We start from the raw sequence: 20,697 nt of genomic DNA on the forward strand, positions 1-20,697 counted from the left end.
AGCCCGCCCGCGACTAGCCGCGCCGACGCAGCAGCGTGAGGTGCATGGCGTCCGTGCCGTGCACGTGCGGCCACAGCTGCACGTCCAGCCCGTGCGCACCGCCGTCGGGGGCGCCGAGGTCGATGTCGGCGCCCGGCACGAGCGCCTCGCGCACCGCCGCGCGGGCATCGACCCGCTCCGCGTCGCCGCGCCGGCGCAGGACGTCGTCCACCACCAGCCGCGTCTCGGCCAGGTGCGGCGAGCACGTCACGTACGCCACGACGCCGCCCGGCCGCACCGCGTCGAGCGCCGACGTGAGCAGCTCCCGCTGGAGCGCGCTCAGCGTGCCCAGGTCCGCGGGCGTGCGCCGCCACCGGGACTCGGGCCGCCGACGCAGGGCTCCGAGCCCGGTGCAGGGCGCGTCGACCAGCACGCGGTCGTAGGCCGCGGGCTCCTCGTCGCCGACCTCGCGGCCGTCCCCGGTCCGCACGAGCTCGACGACGCCGTCGGGCACCGCCCGCAGGGCGCGCTCCACCAGCCGCGCGCGGTGCGGCTGCAGCTCGTTCGCCACCAGGGTGGCGCCCCGCTCCCCCGCCAGCGCCGCGAGGAGGGCGGCCTTGCCGCCCGGGCCCGCGCAGAGGTCCAGCCAGCGCCCGTCGGGCCCGTCCAGGGGCGTCCCGGCGAGGGCGAGGGTGACGAGCTGGGAGCCCTCGTCCTGCACGCCCGCGCGGGCGTCGGCGACGGCGGCCAGCCCGGCCGGGTCGCTGCCGCCGGCGAGCACCAGGGCGGTGGGCGCCCAGCGGCCCGCCTCGAGCCGCACGTCGGCGTCCGCCGCCTGCCGCGAGAGCTCCGCGGCCGACGCGAGCCCCGGCCGCGCGACCAGCGTGACCCGGGGAGCGGCGTTGTCGGCGTCGAGCAGCGCGCCGATCTCGTCCGGGCTGCGCCCGTGGCCCGCGAGCGCCTCCCGCAGGGCGCGGGTGATCCAGACGGGATGCGAGCCGGTGGTCGCGAGACCGGTGACGAGGTCCGGCGCCTCGTCCGTGAGCGTGGTGAGCCAGTCGTCCAGCGGGGTACGGCCGACGGCGCGCAGGACGGCGTTGACCATCTGCGCGGGGCCGGCCCCCACGCGGTCGCGGGCGAGGGCGACGGTCTCGGAGACGGCGGCGTGGGCGGGCACGCGCATGCCGAGCAGCTGGTGGGCGCCGAGCCGCAGGACGTCGAGCACCTCGGGGTCGAGCTGGTCGAGGGGGCGCGAGACGCAGTGCGCGAGGACCGCGTCGTAGCGGCCGCGCAGGCGCAGCGTGCCGTACGCGAGCTCGGTGGCGAACGCGGCGTCGCGCCCGGAGACGCGGCGCTCGCGCAGCAGGGGCGGCAGCACGAGGTTGGCGTAGGCGTCGGAGCCGTCCACCTGGCGCAGCACGTCGTAGGCGGCGGTGCGGGCGGGGTCGGTGCGGCGACGGCGCTCGCCGGGCGCCTGGGTGCTGCGGTGGGCCTCGCCGCGGGAGCGTGCGGCGCCCCGCTGCCGGCCGCGGGAGTCGCGGCGCGGGTCGCGCCCGCCGCCGTTGCCGTCGTTCCGTCCGTCGCCGCGCCCCGTGGCGCCCCGCTCGGCGCTCATCGGGCGTCCTGCCCGAGGCGCACGTCGGCGTCGCCGGTGAAGAGGCCCCGGGCGCCGCGCGCCCAGTCGGCGGCGGGCATCGGCTTCTTGCCCACGGGCTGCACGTGGCCGAGCGCGACGGCGTGCGTCGCCGTGCCGACGAGGACCTCCTGCTTGCCCGCGCGCACCTCGCCCGGCGCGAGGTCGGTGACCTCGGGGCGCGGGGACACGGGGCCGAGCCCGAGGCGGGCGCCGGGGGCGGCGTCCGGGCCGGGGGTCGACGGCAGGGAGGTCCACGCCCCGGGTGCGGGCGTCACGGCGCGCACGCGGCGGTCGACGGCGAGTGCGGGGTCGTCCCAGCGCACGCGGGCGTCGTCGGTCGTCACCTTCGGGGCGAGGGAGACGCCGTCGGCGGGCTGGGGCTGCGGGGCGAGGGTCCCGTCCTCCAGGGCGTCGAGGGTGGCGACGAGCAGGTCGGCGCCGCTGACGGCCAGGCGCCCGAGGAGGTCGCCGGAGGTGTCCCGGGGGCGGATGGTCTCGGTGGCGGTGCCGAGCACGGGGCCGGTGTCCATCCCCTCGTCGAGGAGGAAGGTGGTGGCGCCGGTGACCTCGTCGCCGGCGAGCACGGCGTGCTGCACGGGGGCCGCGCCGCGCCAGGCGGGCAGGACGGAGAAGTGGAGGTTGACCCAGCCGAGGCGGGGCACGGCGAGGACGTCCGGGCGCAGCAGGTGCCCGTAGGCGACGACCGGGGCCGCGTCGATCTCGAGCTCGCGCAGCGCCGCGAGGAACTCCTCGCCCCGGGGACGCTCGGTGAGGACGGGGACGCCCGCCTCCTCGGCCGCCAGGCGTACCGGGCTGGGCACGAGGCGGCGACCTCGGCCGGCGGGGGCGTCGGCCCTGGTGAGGACGGCGACGACCTCGTGGCGGGACCCCAGGAGGGCACGCAGGGACGGGACGGCGGGTTCGGGGGTTCCGGCGAAGAGCAGGCGCACCACCCGATCGTAGTCGTGCGGAAATGCGCTGCGTCCGCGAGCGCCGGGGGCCTAGCGTGCGGCGCATGACGGTCGACGGGCGCGGGACGGCGTCTCCTGGCGAGCCGGCGGGAGGGTCGGGCCGCGAGGGTTCCTCCCTCCCCCGGGACGATCTCCTTGTGCGCCCGGAGCGCCCGCGGGACGTGCCCGCGGTGGAGGAGGTGGTGCGGGCGGCGTTCGGCGCCGAGGGCTCCCTGGTGGTGCGCCTGGTGCGGGCGCTGCGGGAGTCGCCCGCGTGGCGCGACCTGTCGTTCGTCGCGGAGCGGGACGGCAGGGTGGTGGGGCACGTGCTGCTGACGGGCGCGTGGCTCGACGCCCCTCGGCGTCTGGTGGACGTGCTGGTGCTCAGCCCCCTGGCGGTGTCTCCCGGCGTGCAGGGGGCGGGGGTGGGGTCTGCCCTGGTGCGTCACGCGCTGGCGAGCACGGCGGACCGGCCGGAGCCGTTGGTGTTCCTCGAGGGTCACCCGGGGTTCTATCCGCGGTTCGGGTTCGTGCCGGGCGGGGCGCGGGGGTTCCGGGCGCCGTCGGACCGCATCCCGCCGGTGGCGTTCCAGGTGCTGGTCCGCGAGCGCCACGAGGCGTGGATGACGGGTGCCCTGGTGTATCCGGACGCGTTCTGGCGGCTCGACTGCGTCGGGTTGCGGGGGCCGGAGGCCGCCCCTGCGTAGGAGGCGGCCCCGGGTGTCTGCCCCCTAGGCGCGGACGGGGAGCCCGAGGTCGCGCAGCGCGGCGCGCAGGGCGGGCGTGGTGGTGAACGGGACGGCGTGGAAGCCGACCCCGCGGGCGGCGGCGACGTTGGTGGGGCTGTCGTCGACGAAGACGGCGCGGGCCGGGTCGACGTGGTGGGTGGCGGCGAGGTGGCGGAAGATCGCGGGGTCGGGCTTGGCGAGCCCCACCCGCCCGGAGACGACCACCTGCTCCATGCGGGTGGTGGCGGGCGCGGCCGGGGCGGCGTGCCGGAACAGCTCGGCGGACCAGTTGGTCAGGCCCAGGAGACGCACTCCCGCCGCGTGCAGCTCGTCGACGAGGTCGGCGGAGCCCGGGACGGGGCCGGTGAGGGTGCCGGCGAAGTTCGCGACGTACTCGTCGAGCAGGGGCTGCAGGTGGGGCCGGTCGGCGAGGGTGGCGCGGGCGTCGGCCCAGCTGCGGCCGGCGTCCTGGGCGAGGTTGAAGGCGGGGAACTCGACCTCCGCCATCCAGGCGTCCACCTCGGCCCGGGTCCGGCCGGGGAACGCGCCGTAGGGGTCCCAGCCGACCAGGACGTTGCCGAAGTCGAACACCACGGTGTCGATCAGGGTGGGCATCGCGGGGGGCGGTGTGCCGGGGGCGCCGTCCTGGGCCATCTAGAGCATCTCCTTGGGGTCGACCTGCACGCGGACGCTGCCACCCTCCCGCCGGGCGGAGCGCACCGCGAGCGAGGCGCGCAGCTGGGCGGCGAGGTCGGCGCCCTGGGCGAGGGGGACGCGCAGCACGGTGCGCACCTGGGGCTCGAGGGTGCCGCCGCGTCGCGGGTCGGCGCCGTCGGGCAGCTCGACGGGCCCGAGGACGGTGTCGGGGCCCGCGAGCGCCACCCGGCCCACGAGGGCGTCGACGGCGCCCCGGTCCCCGGTGACGGCGGCGACGCGGACGGAGGGCGGGAGCGCGAGCTCGCGCCGCTCGGCGAGCTCGCGCTCGGCGAACCCGCCGGGGTCGTACCGCACGAGCGCGTTCGTCGGCGCGGGCGCGGCGTCCCCCACGAGGAGCACCTGCCCCCCGGCGCGGGAGGGGTGCACGAGGGCCCCGGCGGCGAGCCAGCGGTGCAGGGCCTCGGTGGCGGTGGCGAGGCCGGTGCCGGCGGTGGAGACGGCGGCGTCCAGCAGGAGGGCGGCGGCGTACCCGCCGTCGGCGACGGGCTCGGCGCCGGGGGTGGCGACGACGAGGGCGGGCTGGGGGCCCACCCGGTCGAGGACGCCCCCGGGGGCGTTGGAGGCCGACACCCTCACGGTGGTGCCCGGGAAGGCGCGGCCCAGCTCCTCGGCGGTGCGGTCGGAGCCCACGCGCACGGCACGCACCCTGGTGTCTCCGCACTCGTCGCAGCGCCATCCCCCGGCCAGGCGGCCGCACCAGGAGCACTGGGGGGCGGAGCCGTGGCGGGGCATCCCGAGCGGCCCGTGGCAGGCGCCGCAGCGCGCCGCGGTGCGGCAGCGGGCGCAGGCGACGACGGGCAGGTACCCGGTGCGGGGCACCTGGACGAGGACGGGGCCGCGGGTCAGTCCGTCGCGGGCGGCGCGCCACGCGGCCGTGGGCAGGCGGGCGGCCGCCCCCGGGCCTTCCGACGCGAGCTCCACGGACGTCAGGGCGCGCACCCGGGGGGCACGGGCGCGCACGACGTCGCGGGGCGCGACGATCTCGCGCGCCCACCCGGCGGTGAGGAGCGCCTGCGCCTGGACGGTGCGGCCGGGCGACGCGAGCAGGTAGGCGGCGCCCTCGAGCTCGCTGCGCAGGGCGAGCACGTCCCGGGCGTGCGGGTACGGGGCGTGGGGCTCGGCGAGGGTGTCCTCGCCGTCCCCCCACAGCACGACGAGCCCCAGGTCGGGCACCGGCGCGAACATCGCGGCGCGCGTCCCGACGACGACGTCCGCGAGGCCGTGCCGGGCGCGCAGGAACGCGCGGTAGCGGGGGGCGGGACCGTCGTCGGCGAGGAGCCGGACCACGTCGTCGACCCCCGCCTCCGCGAGCGCGGTGACGGTCCGCTCCACGTCGCGGGCGTCGGGCACGACGACCAGCACGCGCCGGCCCCCCGCGAGGGTCGAGCGCGCGGCCTGCGCGACGGCGTCCGCCCAGTGCGGCACGTGCGCCGGCCCGTCGCCGGCCGGGGGCGCGAGGCCCGGCAGCGGGGTCCACACGGCCCGGGGAGCCTGCCCGGCCAGCAGGTGGCGGCAGAACGCCTCCCCGCCCAGGTAGGACTCCCACGCGGCCGTGGAGCCCGCCGTCACGGCCGGAACCGCCCGGGGAGCGGCGAGGCCCGCCGGCGCCTCCCCGGCGGCGTCCTGGGCGACCTCAGGGCCGTCCTGAGGGGCGTCCTGTCCCCCGGGCTCGTCTGCGTCCGTGCTCTCGGTCGCGTCGCCCTGCGCGGGCTCCCCGTCCACGGCGCCCTCGCCCTCGGTCAGGGAGGCGAGGACCTCCTTCTCGACGCGGGCGTGCCGCGGCGGCACCGCCAGCCGCAGCACGTCGGCGAGGGTGCCGGCGTACCGGTCGGCGACCGCCCGCGCGAGGCGCAGCACCGGCTCCGACAGCACGGGGTCGGCGGACACCAGCCGCTTGATCGGCACCAGGCGGCCGTCGTGGTCGGACGTCTCCCGACGCTCCACGACGTACCCGGCCACCTCCTGCGGCCCGAACCGGGCGCGCACGCGCACGCCGGGGCGCGCGTCGTCGGCCATGGTGGCGGGCACCAGGTAGTCGTAGGGCCGGTCCAGGTGCGCGGGTTGCAGGTCGAGCACCACGCGCGCCACCGGCAGCTCGTCGGCCACGGGCGTCGCACCCAGGGCCGCCTTCCGGCCCTTGCTCCCCGTGCCGCCCTTGCTCCCCTTGCCCGTCGTGCGGGGGGCCGGGACGTCGTCGAGCCCGAGCAGCGCGGGCTGCTCGGGCTCGGAGATCTCAGTCACGAGGCCATCCCATCACGACCCGCCCACGACGTCGCCGGTCCGCACAGGGGGGCGCGACGGGGTGTCCGAGGACGGCGGACGAACCGTCGGACAGAAGCGGACCGTCGGACGAGAGCGGAGCGCGGTGGCGGAGCTTCTTCGCGCGGACGTATCCCTCCCGAGGTGGAGGGCGCCCTGGCGCCCGTGAACGCGTCCGCGCGAAGAAGCTCCGCCACCGCGCGCCCACACCCGCCTCGCGGGGTGCGGAAACGACGCAGGCGACCGTCAGACGGCGGCGCGCAGGGCGTCCACGCGGTCCGTGCGCTCCCACGTGAACCCGGGCAGGTCGCGCCCGAAGTGGCCGTAGGCGGCCGTGGCCGCGTACACGGGGCGCAGCAGGTCCAGGTCGCGGATGATCGCGGCGGGCCGCAGGTCGAACACCTGGCCGATGGCGGCGCTGATCCGCTCCACGGGGACGGTCTCGGTGCCGAACGTCTCGACGTACAGGCCCACCGGGTGCGCCTTGCCGATCGCGTACGCGACCTGCACCTCGCACCGGCGCGCGAGGCCGGCCGCCACGACGTTCTTGGCGACCCACCGCATCGCGTACGCCGCGGACCGGTCCACCTTCGACGGGTCCTTGCCGGAGAAGGCGCCGCCGCCGTGGCGGGCCATGCCGCCGTAGGTGTCGACGATGATCTTGCGGCCGGTGAGGCCGGCGTCGCCCTGCGGGCCCCCGACCACGAACTTTCCGGTCGGGTTGACGATGAGCCGCGCGCCCTCGGTCTCGACGCCGGTCTCGGCGGCCACCTGCGCGAGCACGGGCGCGATGATCTGGTCGGCGACCTCGCGCTGCAGCTTCTCCTGCACGATGTCCGCGTCGTGCTGGGTGGACAGCACGACGGTGTCGACGCGCACGGGCCGGTCGCCGTCGTAGCCGATCGTCACCTGCGTCTTGCCGTCGGGGCGCAGCCCGGGCAGCTCCCCCGACCGGCGGACGGCCGCGAGCCGCTCGGCGAGCCGGTGCGAGGTCCAGATCGGCAGCGGCATGAGGGACGGCGTCTCGTCCGTGGCGTACCCGAACATCAGCCCCTGGTCGCCCGCACCCTGCGCGTCGAGGGGGTCGCGTCCGTGGCCGGGGCCGGACGCGTCGTCGCGCTCCTCGAGGCTCTTGTCGACGCCCTGGGCGATGTCCGGGGACTGCTGCCCGATGGACACCGACACCCCGCACGAGTCGCCGTCGAAGCCGATCGCGGACGACGTGTACCCGATGCGGCGCACGACCTCGCGCACGATCTGCGGGATCTCGACGTACGCGTCGGTCGTGACCTCGCCCGCGACGTGCACCAGGCCGGTGGTCACCATGGTCTCCACCGCGACGCGCGAGTGCGGGTCCTGGGCGAGCAGCGCGTCCAGGATGGCGTCGGAGATCTGGTCGCACACCTTGTCCGGGTGGCCCTCGGTCACGGACTCTGACGTGAAGAGGCGCAGCGCATCGGTCATGCGCCACAGCCTACGGGCACGGGCCCTCGCTGCCACGCCCCCGAGCGGGCGAACATCTCACATGCCGGGAGCGTCTCAGATGCTGGGCAGGGCCTTCGTCACGGCGTCCCAGATCGCGTCGGCGACGTCGCGCTTCGTCCCGGACGCCTCGGCCACGACGTCGCCCTGCCCGTCGAGGACGGTCACCGCGTTCGTGGTGGCACCGAACCCGCGCCCGCCGCCCACGGCGTTCACGGCGAGCAGGTCGGCGCCCTTGCGCAGGGCCTTGCGGCGCCCGTGCTCGAGCACGGACCCGTCGGCGTCGCCCGTCTCGGCCGCGAACCCGACCACGAGCTGGCCCGGGCGCAGCCGGTCGCGCGCGAGCTCCGCGAGCACGTCCGGGTTCTCGACGAGCGTGAGGGGCGAGGGGCCGGAGCCGGGCACCTTCTTGATCTTCGCGTCGGGCACGTCCGCCGGGCGGAAGTCGGCCACCGCGGCCGCCATCACCACGACGTCCGCGTCCTCGGCGCCGGCGCGCACCGCGTCGCGCAGCTCGGCGGTGGTCTCCACGGGGACGACGACGACGCCGGCCGCACGGGCGGCGGCGGTCACCTGGTCGTCGAGGTTCGCCGCGACCAGGGTCACGGCGGCGCCGCGGGCCCGCGCGGCCTCGGCCAGCGCCGCGCCCTGGCGGCCGCTGGACCGGTTGCCGATGAAGCGCACCGGGTCGATGGGCTCGCGGGTACCCCCCGCGGAGACGACCACGGCGCGGCCGGCGAGGTCCTCGACGGCCGCCGGCACGGTGGCGGTGGCGCGCGCGGCCTCCAGGGCGACGCGGGCGATCTCCTCCGGCTCCGGCAGGCGGCCCGGGCCGGTGTCGGCGCCGGTGAGCCGGCCGCTGGAGGGGTCGATCACGGTGACTCCCCGCGCGCGCAACGTCGCGACGTTGGCGCGGGTCGCGGGGTGCTCCCACATCTCGGTGTGCATGGCGGGCGCCATCACCACCGGGCAACGGGCCGTCAGCAGGGTCGAGGTGAGGAGGTCGTCCGCCCGGCCGCTCGCGGCCCGGGCCAGCAGGTCCGCCGTCGCCGGCGCCACGACGACCAGGTCCGCGCCCTGGCCGAGCGCCACGTGCGGGACGTGCGCGACGTCCTCGAACACCTCGTCGGTGACGGGCTCGCCGGACAGCGCCTCGAACGTGGGCGCGCCCACGAAGCGCAGGGCCGACGCGGTCGGGATCACCCGGACCGCGTGGCCCTGCTCGCGCAGCAGGCGCAGCAGCAGCACGGCCTTGTACGCGGCGATGCCGCCGCTGACGCCCAGCAGGATCCTCATCGCGGGCAACCCGTCCCGACCGCCTGACGGCGGCGCGTCAGAAGGTGATCTCGTCGCCGGGCTCGGCGACCTGGTCCGCGGCGTCCGCGGACTTCTCCTCGACCGGCGTGGAGACGAGCAGGCCCTCGTTGATCTCGCGCATCGCGATGGAGAGGGGCTTCTCCTGGTTGCGGGTCTCGACCAGCGGGCCGACGTTCTCCAGCAGGCCCTCGTTGAGCTGCGAGTAGTACGCGTTGATCTGGCGGGCGCGCTGCGACGCGTACAGCACCAGGCCGTACTTCGAGTCGGTGCGCTCGAGCAGCTCGTCGATGGGCGGGTCGGTGATGCCGATGGGCTGGGCCACGGTTCCGGCCATGGGTCACACTCCAGACAGGTTCAGGGAAGACGACGTCGGGGTTCAGCGGTCCATCCTACCCGCGCCCGCACGGAGACCGGCAGCGCGGCCTACAGGGTGACCTGTGGTGTCGCCGACGTCACGCCCATGACGCGCGCGAGCTCGTCGGTGGCGTGCGTGACGTCGTCGTTGACGATCGTCACGTCGAACTCCGCCTCCGCCGCGAGCTCCGTGCGCGCCGTCGTCAGGCGCCGCTCGCGCTCCTCGGCGTCCTCCGTGCCCCGGCCGACCAGGCGTCGCACGAGCTCGTCGAAGCTCGGCGGGGAGAGGAACACGAAGTGCGCCTCCGGCATGGACTCCCGCACCTGCCGCGCGCCCTGCAGGTCGATCTCCAGGAGCGTGGGGACCCCGGCCGCGAGGTGCTCCTCGACCGGGCCCCGCGGCGTGCCGTACCGGTTGCGCCCGTGCACCACCGCCCACTCGAGCATCTGGCCGTCGGCGACCATCCGGTCGAACTCCTCGGGCGAGACGAAGAGGTAGTGCACGCCGTGCACCTCCCCCGGCCGCGGGGGACGCGTCGTCGCCGACACCGACAGCCACACCTGCGGGTAGCGGGCGCGGATGTCGGCGGAGACCGTGCCCTTGCCCACGGCCGTGGGCCCGGCGAGCACGGTCAGGCGGGCCGGCGTCGCTCCCGCGTCCGCCGGGACGGGGGCCTGCTGCGGTGCCGGACTGCCGGCGGGTGGTGCGGAAATGTCAGCCAAACCTCTCGATGAGCGCCGAAGCCTGGTGCGGCCCGAGGCCGCGGACCCGGCGGGTCTCGGCGATCCCGATCTCCTCCATGATCGCCCGGGCCTTCACCTTACCGACCCCGGGGAGCGACTCGAGCAGCGAGACGACCTTGAGCTTGCCCACGACGTCGTCCTTCTGCCCCTGCTCGATCACGTCCTTGAGGGAGCCCTGGGAGTACTTCAACCGGTTCTTGATCTCGGCGCGCACACGCCGAGCCTCGGCCGCCTTCTCAAGGGCCGCCGCACGCTGTTCCGGGGTGAGAGGGGGGAGAGCCACGCAAGTCACCTACTCTGTCGAGCCGCTGATGAGGGAACTGCTCACTCGAAAGTAGCCACGACCTGCGGAGGCGGCAATCCGTAGGGCAGTTCGCCCCACCCTCCTACCGGGAGGAAAGCGGCATACGGGTCAGGATATCTCCGCAGGTGGGGCGCGCGGGCGGAAAACCGCTCGTCAGCGCAGTTCCCGTCGCCCTAGCGTCGCCGGCATGGCCACCGATCCGGCACCGCCCGCCCGGGCTCCCGAGACCTCCTCCGCCGCCTCCCCCGGGACCGCTCCCGACGACCACGCGGCCGACGGCTGGTTCCCGGAGAGCGTCGCCGCCGGCTACGACAGCTCGACGGACCGCGAGTTCGACCCCGCGGTCGTGGCCCGCACGGTGGACGTGCTGGCCGGGCTCGCGGGCGACGGCGCGGCGCTCGAGCTCGCCGTCGGCACGGGACGGGTGGCCGCGCCCCTCGCGCTGCGGGGCGTGCCCGTGCACGGCATCGAGCTGTCCCGCGCGATGGCCGCGCGCGTCGCGGACAAGCCGGGCGGCGACCGCGTCTCCGTCACCGTCGGCGACATGACCCGCACCCGCGTGCCCGGCGAGTTCTCCCTCGCCTACCTCGTGTTCAACACCATCGGGAACGTCACCACCCAGGACGGCCAGGTGGACTGCTTCCGCACCGCCGCGGCCCACCTGCGCCCCGGCGGGCACTTCGTCGTCGAGGTCGGGGTGCCGCCCCTGCGCCGGATGCCGCCCGGGCAGGACACGGTCCCGTACACCGTCGCCCCGGACCCCGCCGGTGGCGGGTACGTGGGCTTCGACCGGATCGACACGGTCACGCAGGGGTTCACGTCGAACCACGTGACGGTCGGGGCAGACGGCACCGGGCGCTTCCGGACCCTGCCGTTCCGGTACGTCTGGCCCGCCGAGCTCGACCTCATGGCGCGGATCGCCGGCATGACGCTCGTCGAGCGCTGGGAGGACTGGGACGGCACGCCGTTCACCGCCGACAGCGAGCGGCACGTGTCCGTCTGGCGGCTCGCGCCGGCGTCCTGAGCGCGACGGGCACCACGAGGACCACGAAGCACGACGACGGCCGGTGGCCGCACCCCACGCGGGTGCGGCCCTCGGCCGTCGCGGTCGGTACCAGGCCCGGGCGGGCCCGTCAGGCCCGCAGGGCGGCGCGCGCGTCCGCCACGGCCGCGGCGGCCGCGGCACGCAGCGCGTCCGCGTCCGGGCCCGCGGCGAGGACGCCGCGGGAGGAGGACGCCAGGACGTGCCGGCGCGCGGGGCCGAAGACAGCGGCGAGCTCGCGCTCCCCCGCTCCCTGCGCGCCCACGCCGGGGGCCAGCAAGGGGCCGTTCACGGCCACGAGGTCGGTGCCGGTCTCCCGCGCGGCGTCGCCGACGGTCGCACCCACCACCAGGCCGACCGAGCCCATCGGCTCCGCCCCGGCGTTGAGCACCGCAGCCTGCGCCGCCACCGAGGCCGCGACGCTCGTGCCGTCGGGCCCGACGGCGTGCTGCACCTCGTGCCCCTCCTTGTTCGAGGTGAGGCACAGCACGAAGATCCCGCGGCCCGTGCGGGCCGCGAGCTCCGCCGCCGGCGCGAGCGAGCCGAAGCCCAGGTACGGCGACACGGTCACGGCGTCCCCCGCCAGCGGCGATCCGTCCGCGAGGAACGCGTCGGCGTACGCGCCCATGGTCGAGCCGATGTCGCCGCGCTTGGCGTCGACGACCGTCAGCGTGCCCACGGCGCGGGACGCGGCGATCACGTCCTCCAGCGCGGCGACGCCGGCCGACCCGTGGCGCTCGAAGAACGCGGCCTGCGGCTTGAAGGCCGCGACCCGCCAGCCGAGCGCGTCGACGACGCGGAGCCCGAACTCCCGGACCCCGGCGGCGTCGTCGCCCAGGCCCCACGCCGCCAGCAAGGACGCGTGCGGGTCGATGCCCACGCACAGCGGGCCGTGGGCGTCCATCGCCGCGGCGAGCCGCGCCCCGAACGGCACGGGCGCGGCCTGCGCGAGGTCCGCGCTCATGCCGGCACCCCGGCCGCGGCGCCGTCCCCCGCGAGCCGGGCGGTCGTGGCGGCCGTGTGCTCCTGGAGGCTGGCGACCTCGAACGGTCCACCCCGGACCGCCTCGATGCCCTGCACGGCCGCGGCGAGCTGGTCCACCGTGGTGATCATGGGCTTGTCGGCCGCCGTCGTGGCGGCGCGGATCTCGTAGCCGTCGGCGCGCGCGCCCTGGCCCGACGGCGAGTTCACCACGAGGTCGACCTCGCCGTCGCTGATGAGGTCGACGATGGTCGGCTCGCCGTCGGCGCCCCGCCCCTCGGAGAACTTGCGGACCACCGTGCTGCCGATGCCGTTGCGGCGCAGCACCTGGGCCGTGCCCGAGGTCGCGAGGACCTCGAAGCCCAGCTCCTCCAGGCGCTTCACCGGGAACACGATCGAGCGCTTGTCGCGGTCCGCGACCGACACGAACACCCGGCCCGCGGTGGGCAGCCCGCCGAACGCGGCGGCCTGCGACTTCGCGAAGGCGTGCGGGAAGTCCTTGTCGAAGCCCATGACCTCGCCGGTGGAGCGCATCTCCGGCCCGAGCACCGTGTCGACGACCTGGCCCTCGGCCGTGCGGAACCGCTTGAACGGCAGCACGGCCTCCTTGACGGCCAGCGGCGCGCCCAGGTCCAGGGTGCCGCCGTCGCCCTCGGCCGGCAGGACGCCCGCCGCGCGCAGCTCGGCGATCGACTCGCCGACCATGACGCGCGCCGCGGCCTTGGCCATCGAGGTACCGGTGGCCTTGGAGACGAACGGCACGGTGCGCGACGCGCGCGGGTTCGCCTCCAGCACGTAGAGCACGTCGGAGACGAGCGCGTACTGCACGTTGAGCAGGCCCCGCACGCCCACGCCGCGGGCGATCGCCTCGGTGGAGCGGCGGATGCGCTCGATCTCGGACGTCGACAGCGAGACGGGCGGGAGCACGCAGGCGGAGTCGCCCGAGTGGATGCCGGCCTCCTCGATGTGCTCCATGACGCCGCCGAGGAACATCTCCTCGCCGTCGAACAGGGCGTCGACGTCGATCTCCATCGCGTCGTCGAGGAAGCGGTCGATGAGCAGCGGCGCGGGCAGCAGGCCGCCCGCCGTGCGCTCGTCCGCGGCGGCGGCCGCGAGCGCCCGCTCGACGTACTCGGTGAGCTGGTCGACGGAGTACACGATCTCCATGCCGCGGCCGCCGAGCACGTACGACGGGCGCACGAGCACCGGGTAGCCGATGGTCTCGGCGACCTCGCGGGCCTGGCCGAGGGAGCGGGCCGTGCCGAACGCGGGGGCGGGCAGGCCCGCGTCGAGCAGGACCTGGCCGAAGATGCCGCGGTCCTCGGCGGCGTCGATGGCCTCGGGCGAGGTGCCGAGGATCGGCACGCCGGCGTCGGCGAGGCGCTGCGCGAGCGCGAGCGGCGTCTGCCCGCCGAGCTGCACGATGACGCCCTTGATCGGGCCGGCGGCGAGCTCGGCCTCGTAGACCTCGAGGACGTCCTCGAAGGTGAGCGGCTCGAAGTACAGGCGGTCGGAGGTGTCGTAGTCCGTCGAGACGGTCTCCGGGTTGCAGTTGACCATGATGGTCTCGTACCGCTCGGAGAGGGTCAGGGCGGCGTGCACGCACGAGTAGTCGAACTCGATGCCCTGGCCGATGCGGTTGGGGCCGGAGCCGAGGATGATGACGGCCTCGCGCTCGCGGGGCGCCACCTCGGTCTCCTCGTCGTAGGTCGAGTAGTGGTACGGCGTGGTGGCGGCGAACTCGGCGGCGCAGGTGTCGACCGTCTTGTAGACGGGGCGGACGCCGAGCGCACGCCGCACCTCGCGGACGGTGGCCTCTCCCGAGGCGCCCATGCCGCGCAGGCGGGCGACCTGCACGTCCGACAGGCCGTGCCGCTTGGCGCGGCGCAGCACGTCCTCCGTGAGGGTGGCGCTGCCCGCGACCTCGGCGGCGACCTCGTTCATGAGGAGGATCTGGTCGAGGAACCAGGGGTCGATCTTCGTGGCCTCGAACACGGCCTCGAGGGTGGTGTGCCCCGCGACGACCGCGCGCAGCGCCTGCTGCACGCCGACCATGCGGTGCTCGGTGGGCCGCACGATCTCGACGAGGAGCTGGTCGAGGTCCGCCCCGGACGGCGCGGCGCCGTCCCAGTGGAACGCGACGCCGCCCTTGTCGATGGAGCGCAGGGCCTTGCCGAGGGCCTCGGTGAAGTTGCGGCCGAGGGCCATGGCCTCGCCCACGGACTTCATGGTGGTGGTGAGCGTCGGGTCGGCGGCCGGGAACTTCTCGAACGCGAAGCGGGGCACCTTGACGACCACGTAGTCGAGCGTGGGCTCGAAGCTGGCCGGGGTGACGCGGGTGATGTCGTTCGGGATCTCGTCGAGGGTGTAGCCGACGGCGAGCTTGGCGGCGATCTTCGCGATCGGGAAGCCGGTGGCCTTGGACGCCAGGGCCGAGGAGCGCGAGACGCGCGGGTTCATCTCGATGACGATGACGCGCCCGGTGTCGGGGTCGACGGCGAACTGGATGTTGCAGCCGCCGGTGTCGACGCCGACCTCGCGGATGACGGCGATGCCGATGTCGCGCAGCTTCTGGTACTCGCGGTCGGTGAGCGTCATCGCGGGGGCGACGGTCACGGAGTCGCCGGTGTGCACGCCCACGGGGTCGACGTTCTCGATGGAGCAGACGACCACGACGTTGTCGTCCTTGTCGCGCATGAGCTCGAGCTCGTACTCCTTCCAGCCGAGGATGGACTCCTCCAGGAGCACCTCGGTGGTCGGCGAGTAGTGCAGGCCCTGCCCGACGATCCGGCGCAGCTCGCGCTCGTCGTAGGCGAAGCCGGAGCCGAGGCCGCCCATGGTGAAGGACGGGCGCACGACCATCGGGTAGCCGAGGTCGCCGGCCGCGGCGACGGCCTCCTCCACGGTGTGCACGATGACCGAGCGGGCGGACTCGCCGCCGCACTTCGCCACGACGTCCTTGAACTGCTGGCGGTCCTCGCCCTTCTGGATGGCGGGGATGTTCGCGCCGATGAGCTCGACGTCGTACTGCTCGAGGACGCCCGCCTCGTCGAGGGCGATGGCGGCGTTGAGGGCCGTCTGCCCGCCCAGGGTGGGCAGCAGCGCGTCGGGGCGCTCCTTGGCGATGATCGAGGTGAGCACCTCGGTGGTGATCGGCTCGACGTACGTGGCGTCGGCAAACTCCGGGTCGGTCATGATCGTGGCCGGGTTGGAGTTCACGAGGACGACCCGCAGGCCCTCCTCCTTGAGCACGCGGCAGGCCTGCGTGCCGGAGTAGTCGAACTCGCAGGCCTGACCGATGACGATCGGGCCGGAGCCGATGACCAGGACGGACGAGAGGTCGGAACGGCGGGGCATCAGTTCTCCTTCGCGCCGGTGGTGACGGCGGCGAGCGCCTCGGCGGGGACGGTCACGGGCTGGCGCGTGGTCATGAGCTCCACGAAGCGGTCGAACAGGTAGGCGCTGTCGTGCGGACCGGCGGCGGCCTCGGGGTGGTACTGCACGGAGAAGGCGGGGATGTCGAGCGCGGTCAGCCCCTCGACCACCTGGTCGTTGAGGCCCACGTGGGAGACGATCACGCGCCCGTAGGTCCGGCCGTCGGCGCGCTCGGCGTCGTGCGGCGCGGAGCTCACGGCGTCGAGGGGCGCGTCGACGGCGAAGCCGTGGTTGTGCGCGGTGACCTCGACCTTGCCGGTGGTGCGGTCCATGACGGGCTGGTTGATGCCGCGGTGGCCGTACCCGAGCTTGTAGGTGCCGTAGCCCAGGGCGCGGCCGAGCAGCTGGTTGCCGAAGCAGATGCCGAAGAACGGGATGCCCCGGTCCAGGACGCCGCGCAGCAGCTCGATCTCGTGGGTGGCCGACGACGGGTCGCCGGGGCCGTTGGAGAAGAAGACGCCGGACGGCGAGCCGTCGGCGGGCAGGAGGGCCTCGACGTCGGCGATGGTCGCCGACTGGGGCACGACGTGCACGCGCACTCCGCGCTGGGCGAGGCGCGCCGGGGTCATGGCCTTGATGCCGAGGTCGACGGCGACGACGGTCGCCAGCGGCTCCTGCCCGGCGAAGTCGCCCGACGGCTCGACGACGTACGGGTGGCTGGTGGTGACCTCCGGGGAGAGGTTGGCGCCCGCCATCTGCGGGGAGGCCTGGACCTCGGCGACCAGCTCGGGGACGGACCGCTCGACGAGCGTGCCGCCGGCGACCTCACGCACCAGGGCGTCGCCGGAGAAGATGCCGGCGCGCATCACGCCGAGCTCGCGCAGGTGGCGGGTGAGCTTGCGGGTGTCGACGTCGCTGATGCCCACGACGCCCTGCGCCGCGAGCTCCTCCTCGAGCGAGCGGTCCGCGCGCCAGGAGGAGACGCGGCGGGCGGGGTCGCGCAGCACGTAGCCGGCGACCCAGATCTTGCCGGACTCCGGGTCCTCGTCGTTGATGCCGGTGTTCCCGACGTGCGGTGCCGTCATCACGACGATCTGCCGGTGGTACGAGGGGTCGGTGAGGGTCTCCTGGTAGCCGGTCATGCCGGTGGAGAAGACGATCTCGCCGAAGGTGGCGCCGCGGGCGCCGTACGCGCGGCCGCGGGCGACGGTGCCGTCCTCGAGGACGAGCAGGGCGGCGTGGGCCGCGGGCGCGGGGCTGGTCAGGGAGCTGGAGGTCACTGCTCGTCCTTCGGTGCGGGGGCTGAGGTCATGAGGTGGCGCACGGCGTCGACCAGGCGGGAGCGGTCGGGCGCGTGGCGCGTGCGCAGGCCGGTGTCCAGGGCGACCGCGGGCACGTCGCCCGCCTCCGGGTCCTCCCAGGTGACGACGACCAGGCCGTCGGCGCCGACGTACTTGCCGGCCATGCCGGGCGCGAGGCCGACGCCGCGCAGCGCGGCCACGGGGGCGAACACGTCGGGGGCGCCGTCGCGCTCGACGAGGACGCCGGCGTCGTGCACGGACACGCGGGCCGTGGAGCGGTCGCCGAGGTGGTGCGCGCCGACGCGGGCGAGCCAGTCGCCCGCGAGCGTCGAGGACACGTAGGTGGCCTCCAGGGGCCCGAGGCGCAGCGCGCCGAGGTCCTCGGGGGCGGCCGGCGGGACGGGGACGGTGTCGCGGGTGCGGGCGGCGAGGCGCCGGCGGCCCATGAGGACCACCAGCAGGAGCAGCACGCCGATCACGACCCAGATGCCGACGGCGACGGGCATGGGGAGGTTCATCGCGCCCCTCCCCGCGTGCCGGCGGCGGCCGGTGCCACGGGCCGGCCGTCCAGGACGGTGGCGCGCCCGCGCAGGAAGGTCGCCACCACGCGCCCGGGCAGCTCGCGCCCGGCGAACGGGGTGTTGCCGCTCGCGGTGGCCTGGGCGGCGCCGTCGACCACGCGGGTCGCGGCCGGGTCCACCAGGGTGAGGTTGGCGGGCTCTCCCACCTCGACGGGGCGCCCGTGGGCGTCGTCGATCCGCCCGATGCGGGCCGGGTTCACCGACAGGACGCGGGCGACGTCGGCCCAGCTCAGGCGGCCCGTGTCGACCATCGTGGCCTGCACGACCGACAGGGCCGTCTCCAGCCCGGTCATGCCGAACGCCGCGGCGCCCCACTCGCAGTCCTTGTCCTCGCGGGTGTGCGGGGCGTGGTCGGTCGCGACGATGTCGATGGTGCCGTCGGCGAGGCCGGCGCGCACCGCCTCGACGTCCTCGGCCGTGCGCAGCGGCGGGTTCACCTTGTAGGTGGGGTCGTAGGTGCGGGCCAGCTCGTCCGTGAGGATCAGGTGGTGCGGCGTCACCTCGGCGGTGACGTCGATGCCGCGGCCCTTGGCCCACCGGACGATCTCGACCGACCCGGCGGTGGACAGGTGGCACACGTGCAGCCGGGAGCCGACGTGCTCGGCGAGCAGCACGTCGCGGGCGATGATCGCCTCCTCCGCGACGGCGGGCCAGCCGGCCAGGCCGATCTCCGCGGAGACGACGCCCTCGTTCATCTGGGCGCCCTCGGTGAGGCGCGGCTCCTGCGCGTGCTGGGCGACGACGCCGTCGAACGCCTTGACGTACTCGAGCGCGCGGCGCATGAGGATCGGGTCGTGCACGCACTTGCCGTCGTCGGAGAAGACCCGCACGCGGGCGGCCGAGTCGGCCATGGCGCCCAGCTCGGCCAGGCGCTCGCCGCCGAGGCCCACGGTGACGGCCCCCACGGGATGCACGTCGACCCAGCCGGCCTCCTGGCCCAGGCGCCACACCTGCTCGACGACGCCCGCGGTGTCCGCGACCGGCGACGTGTTCGCCATGGCGTGCACGGCGGTGAACCCGCCCGCCGCCGCGGCGCGCGTGCCCGACGCGACGGTCTCGGCGTCCTCGCGGCCCGGCTCGCGCAGGTGGGTGTGCAGGTCGACCAGGCCGGGCAGCAGCACGTGGCCGTCGGCCGCGACCTCCACGACGTCCTCGCCGGCGGGCACGTCCGCGGCGCCGGGGGCCGCGACCTGGGCGATCACGCCGCCGGACAGGACGACGTCGGCGGGCTCGCCGCCGAGGGGTCGCACCCCGCGCAGCACGTAGGTGGTGGTCACAGGGCGGTCCCTTCGGTGGCGGACGAGGAGGTGCCGGACAGCAGCAGGTAGAGGGATGCCATGCGCACGGCGACGCCGTTGGCGACCTGCTCCACGATGACCGCGCGCTCGGAGTCCGCCGCCTCGGCGGAGATCTCGAGGCCGCGGTTCATCGGCCCGGGGTGCATGACGATCGAGTGCGGCGGCAGAAGCGCCGTGCGGCGGGCGTCGAGGCCGAAGTAGCGGGTGTACTCCAGCGGGCTCGGGAAGAACGCACCCGCACCGCCGGACATCCGCTCGCGCTGCACGCGCAGCATCATCACGGCGTCCGGCTGCCAGTCGGCGAGCGTCGCGTCCAGGTCGTAGGAGGTGCGGCAGGGCCAGGCCTCGACTCCGACGGGCAGCAGCGTGGGCGGCGCGACGAGGGTCACCTCGGCGCCGAGCGTGCGCAGCAGCCACACGTTCGCCCGCGCGACGCGGGAGTGCAGCACGTCGCCCACGATCGCGACCCGCACGCCGGCCAGGTCCGCGCCGACGCCGTCGTCCCCGCCGCGGCGCAGGCCGCCGCCGTGGCCGCCGAGGTGGCGGCGGATCGTGTACGCGTCCAGCAGCGCCTGCGTGGGGTGCATGTGGGTGCCGTCACCGGCGTTGAGCACGGCGGCGTCGAGCCAGCCCGCGTGGGCGAGCTGGTACGGGGCGCCCGACGCCCAGTGGCGGACCACCACGGCGTCGGCCCCCATGGCGTGCAGGGTGAGGGCGGTGTCCTTGAGCGACTCGCCCTTGGACACGCTCGACCCCTTGGCCGAGAAGTTGATGACGTCCGCGGACAGCCGCTTGGCCGCCGTCTCGAAGGAGATGCGCGTGCGGGTGGAGTCCTCGAAGAACAGGTTCACCACCGTGCGGCCCCGCAGCGTGGGGAGCTTCTTGATCTCGCGGGACTGCGTCGCCGCCATCTGCGCGGCGGTGTCGAGCAGCTCGATCGCCTCGTCCTTGGCCAGGTCCGCGGTGGACAGGAGGTGCTTCATCGCGCACCCCCGTCGGCCTCGGGGTCGGCGGGCGGGGCGCCGGCGCCGGGCTCGCGCCCGCTGATCACCACGGCGTCCGTGCCGTCCACCTCGGCCAGGAGCACGCGCACGCGCTCCGACTGGGCCGTCGGGAGGTTCTTGCCCACGAAGTCCGGCCGGATCGGCAGCTCGCGGTGCCCGCGGTCCACGAGGCACGCGAGCCGCACGGCCTGCGGGCGGCCGAGGTCGCCGATGGCGTCGAGCGCCGCGCGGATGGTGCGGCCGGAGAAGAGCACGTCGTCGACCAGGACGACCGTCTTGCCCTCGATCCCCGCCGCGGGCAGGCGGGTCACGCCGACGGCGCGGGTGGGCTGGCGGCGCAGGTCGTCGCGGTACATCGTGACGTCCAGCTCGCCGAGGTCGTTCTCCGGGTCGAAGGCCGGGTCGATGCTCGCGAGCCGCTGCGCGAGCCGGGCGGCGAGCGTCACGCCGCGGGTGGGGATGCCGAGCAGGACGACGTCCTGGGCCCCCTTGGCGCGCTCGACGATCTCGTGCGCGATCCGGGTGAGGGCGCGGGCGACATCGCTCGCGCCGAGCACGACGGTCCCCTCGGGGACGTCACGCGGTTCGGGTGTTCCGGGCATGCCGGTGCCAGTAGTCACTGGCGACCTCCTTCTCCGCCTCACG

Annotated in this window: 18 protein-coding genes; 2 read left to right on the top strand and 16 right to left on the bottom strand. The window is 75.7% G+C overall.

The genetic code is table 11. The features are described 5' to 3' along the window. Positions 1–13 precede the first annotated feature (13 nt). Together ACFU9A_RS13005 and fmt are read right to left on the bottom strand one after the other, a co-directional pair. A complete protein-coding gene (locus ACFU9A_RS13005; protein WP_430575702.1) occupies positions 14–1,594 on the bottom strand; it encodes an RsmB/NOP family class I SAM-dependent RNA methyltransferase in 1,581 nt (526 codons plus the stop codon). Continuing rightward, positions 1,591–2,565, bottom strand: a complete 975-nt coding sequence (gene fmt / locus ACFU9A_RS13010; protein WP_430575703.1) for a methionyl-tRNA formyltransferase — start codon at positions 2,563–2,565, stop codon at positions 1,591–1,593. Before fmt ends, ACFU9A_RS13005 begins: the two co-directional genes overlap by 4 nt. Positions 2,566–2,723: 158 nt before the next feature. Between fmt and ACFU9A_RS13015 the strand changes: the two genes are divergently transcribed. Next, a complete protein-coding gene (locus ACFU9A_RS13015) occupies positions 2,724–3,272 on the top strand; it encodes a GNAT family N-acetyltransferase (RefSeq protein WP_430575704.1) in 549 nt (182 codons plus the stop codon). A gap of 24 nt (positions 3,273–3,296) precedes the next feature. Here the strand turns inward: ACFU9A_RS13015 and ACFU9A_RS13020 are convergent, their stop codons facing one another. From ACFU9A_RS13020 to mihF, 7 genes are all read right to left on the bottom strand, one after another. After that, positions 3,297–3,947 carry an HAD family hydrolase gene (locus ACFU9A_RS13020; protein WP_430575705.1) on the bottom strand — a complete coding sequence of 217 codons (651 nt, stop codon included), beginning with the start codon at positions 3,945–3,947 and terminating at the stop codon, positions 3,297–3,299. After that, the gene (locus ACFU9A_RS13025; protein WP_430575706.1) at positions 3,948–6,251 is read right to left on the bottom strand and encodes a primosomal protein N'; all 2,304 of its coding nucleotides are present in this window, start codon (positions 6,249–6,251) and stop codon (positions 3,948–3,950) included. Between the two features lie 264 nt (positions 6,252–6,515). Continuing rightward, a complete protein-coding gene (metK, locus tag ACFU9A_RS13030; RefSeq protein WP_430575707.1) occupies positions 6,516–7,733 on the bottom strand; it encodes a methionine adenosyltransferase in 1,218 nt (405 codons plus the stop codon). A 75-nt stretch (positions 7,734–7,808) separates the two neighbouring features. Further along, a complete protein-coding gene (gene coaBC, locus ACFU9A_RS13035; RefSeq protein WP_430575708.1) occupies positions 7,809–9,047 on the bottom strand; it encodes a bifunctional phosphopantothenoylcysteine decarboxylase/phosphopantothenate--cysteine ligase CoaBC in 1,239 nt (412 codons plus the stop codon). Between the two features lie 37 nt (positions 9,048–9,084). Then, on the bottom strand, positions 9,085–9,402 hold the full coding sequence (gene rpoZ, locus ACFU9A_RS13040; RefSeq protein WP_430575709.1) for a DNA-directed RNA polymerase subunit omega: 318 nt from the start codon (positions 9,400–9,402) through the stop codon (positions 9,085–9,087). Positions 9,403–9,491: 89 nt separating this feature from the next. After that, a complete protein-coding gene (gene gmk, locus ACFU9A_RS13045; RefSeq protein ID WP_430575710.1) occupies positions 9,492–10,052 on the bottom strand; it encodes a guanylate kinase in 561 nt (186 codons plus the stop codon). An 85-nt stretch (positions 10,053–10,137) separates the two neighbouring features. Next, positions 10,138–10,449, bottom strand: a complete 312-nt coding sequence (gene mihF, locus ACFU9A_RS13050) for an integration host factor, actinobacterial type (RefSeq protein ID WP_380323750.1) — start codon at positions 10,447–10,449, stop codon at positions 10,138–10,140. Between the two features lie 208 nt (positions 10,450–10,657). On the opposite strand from mihF, the gene ACFU9A_RS13055 reads away from it, so the two are divergent. Beyond that, positions 10,658–11,494: a class I SAM-dependent DNA methyltransferase gene (locus tag ACFU9A_RS13055; protein WP_430575711.1), complete on the top strand. Its 837-nt coding sequence runs from the start codon at positions 10,658–10,660 to the stop codon at positions 11,492–11,494. 109 nt (positions 11,495–11,603) lie between these two features. Here ACFU9A_RS13055 and pyrF read toward each other — a convergent pair whose 3' ends face one another. Genes pyrF through pyrR form a run of 7 tightly spaced genes read right to left on the bottom strand, consistent with a single transcriptional unit; the run spans position 11,604 to position 20,672 of the window. Then, the gene (pyrF, locus tag ACFU9A_RS13060) at positions 11,604–12,476 is read right to left on the bottom strand and encodes an orotidine-5'-phosphate decarboxylase (protein WP_430575712.1); all 873 of its coding nucleotides are present in this window, start codon (positions 12,474–12,476) and stop codon (positions 11,604–11,606) included. Next, on the bottom strand, positions 12,473–15,850 hold the full coding sequence (gene carB, locus ACFU9A_RS13065; protein ID WP_430575713.1) for a carbamoyl-phosphate synthase large subunit: 3,378 nt from the start codon (positions 15,848–15,850) through the stop codon (positions 12,473–12,475). Before carB ends, pyrF begins: the two co-directional genes overlap by 4 nt. Next, positions 15,850–17,148, bottom strand: a complete 1,299-nt coding sequence (gene carA, locus ACFU9A_RS13070) for a glutamine-hydrolyzing carbamoyl-phosphate synthase small subunit (RefSeq protein ID WP_430575714.1) — start codon at positions 17,146–17,148, stop codon at positions 15,850–15,852. The genes carB and carA overlap by 1 nt, the downstream gene beginning before the upstream one ends. Then, complete coding sequence (locus ACFU9A_RS13075; protein ID WP_430575715.1) at positions 17,145–17,687, bottom strand: hypothetical protein; 543 nt, start codon at positions 17,685–17,687, stop codon at positions 17,145–17,147. Before ACFU9A_RS13075 ends, carA begins: the two co-directional genes overlap by 4 nt. Beyond that, positions 17,684–19,027, bottom strand: a complete 1,344-nt coding sequence (locus ACFU9A_RS13080) for a dihydroorotase (RefSeq protein WP_430575716.1) — start codon at positions 19,025–19,027, stop codon at positions 17,684–17,686. The genes ACFU9A_RS13075 and ACFU9A_RS13080 overlap by 4 nt, the downstream gene beginning before the upstream one ends. Beyond that, positions 19,024–20,031 (bottom strand): aspartate carbamoyltransferase catalytic subunit, encoded by a 1,008-nt coding sequence (locus tag ACFU9A_RS13085; RefSeq protein WP_430575717.1) that lies wholly within the window; start codon positions 20,029–20,031, stop codon positions 19,024–19,026. The genes ACFU9A_RS13080 and ACFU9A_RS13085 overlap by 4 nt, the downstream gene beginning before the upstream one ends. Then, positions 20,028–20,672: a bifunctional pyr operon transcriptional regulator/uracil phosphoribosyltransferase PyrR gene (pyrR, locus tag ACFU9A_RS13090; RefSeq protein ID WP_430575718.1), complete on the bottom strand. Its 645-nt coding sequence runs from the start codon at positions 20,670–20,672 to the stop codon at positions 20,028–20,030. Before pyrR ends, ACFU9A_RS13085 begins: the two co-directional genes overlap by 4 nt. Between the last annotated feature and the right edge of the window lie 25 nt (positions 20,673–20,697).

The organism is Isoptericola sp. NPDC057653 (assembly GCF_042799955.1).
In the GTDB taxonomy this organism is placed as follows: Bacteria; Actinomycetota; Actinomycetes; order Actinomycetales; family Cellulomonadaceae; genus Isoptericola.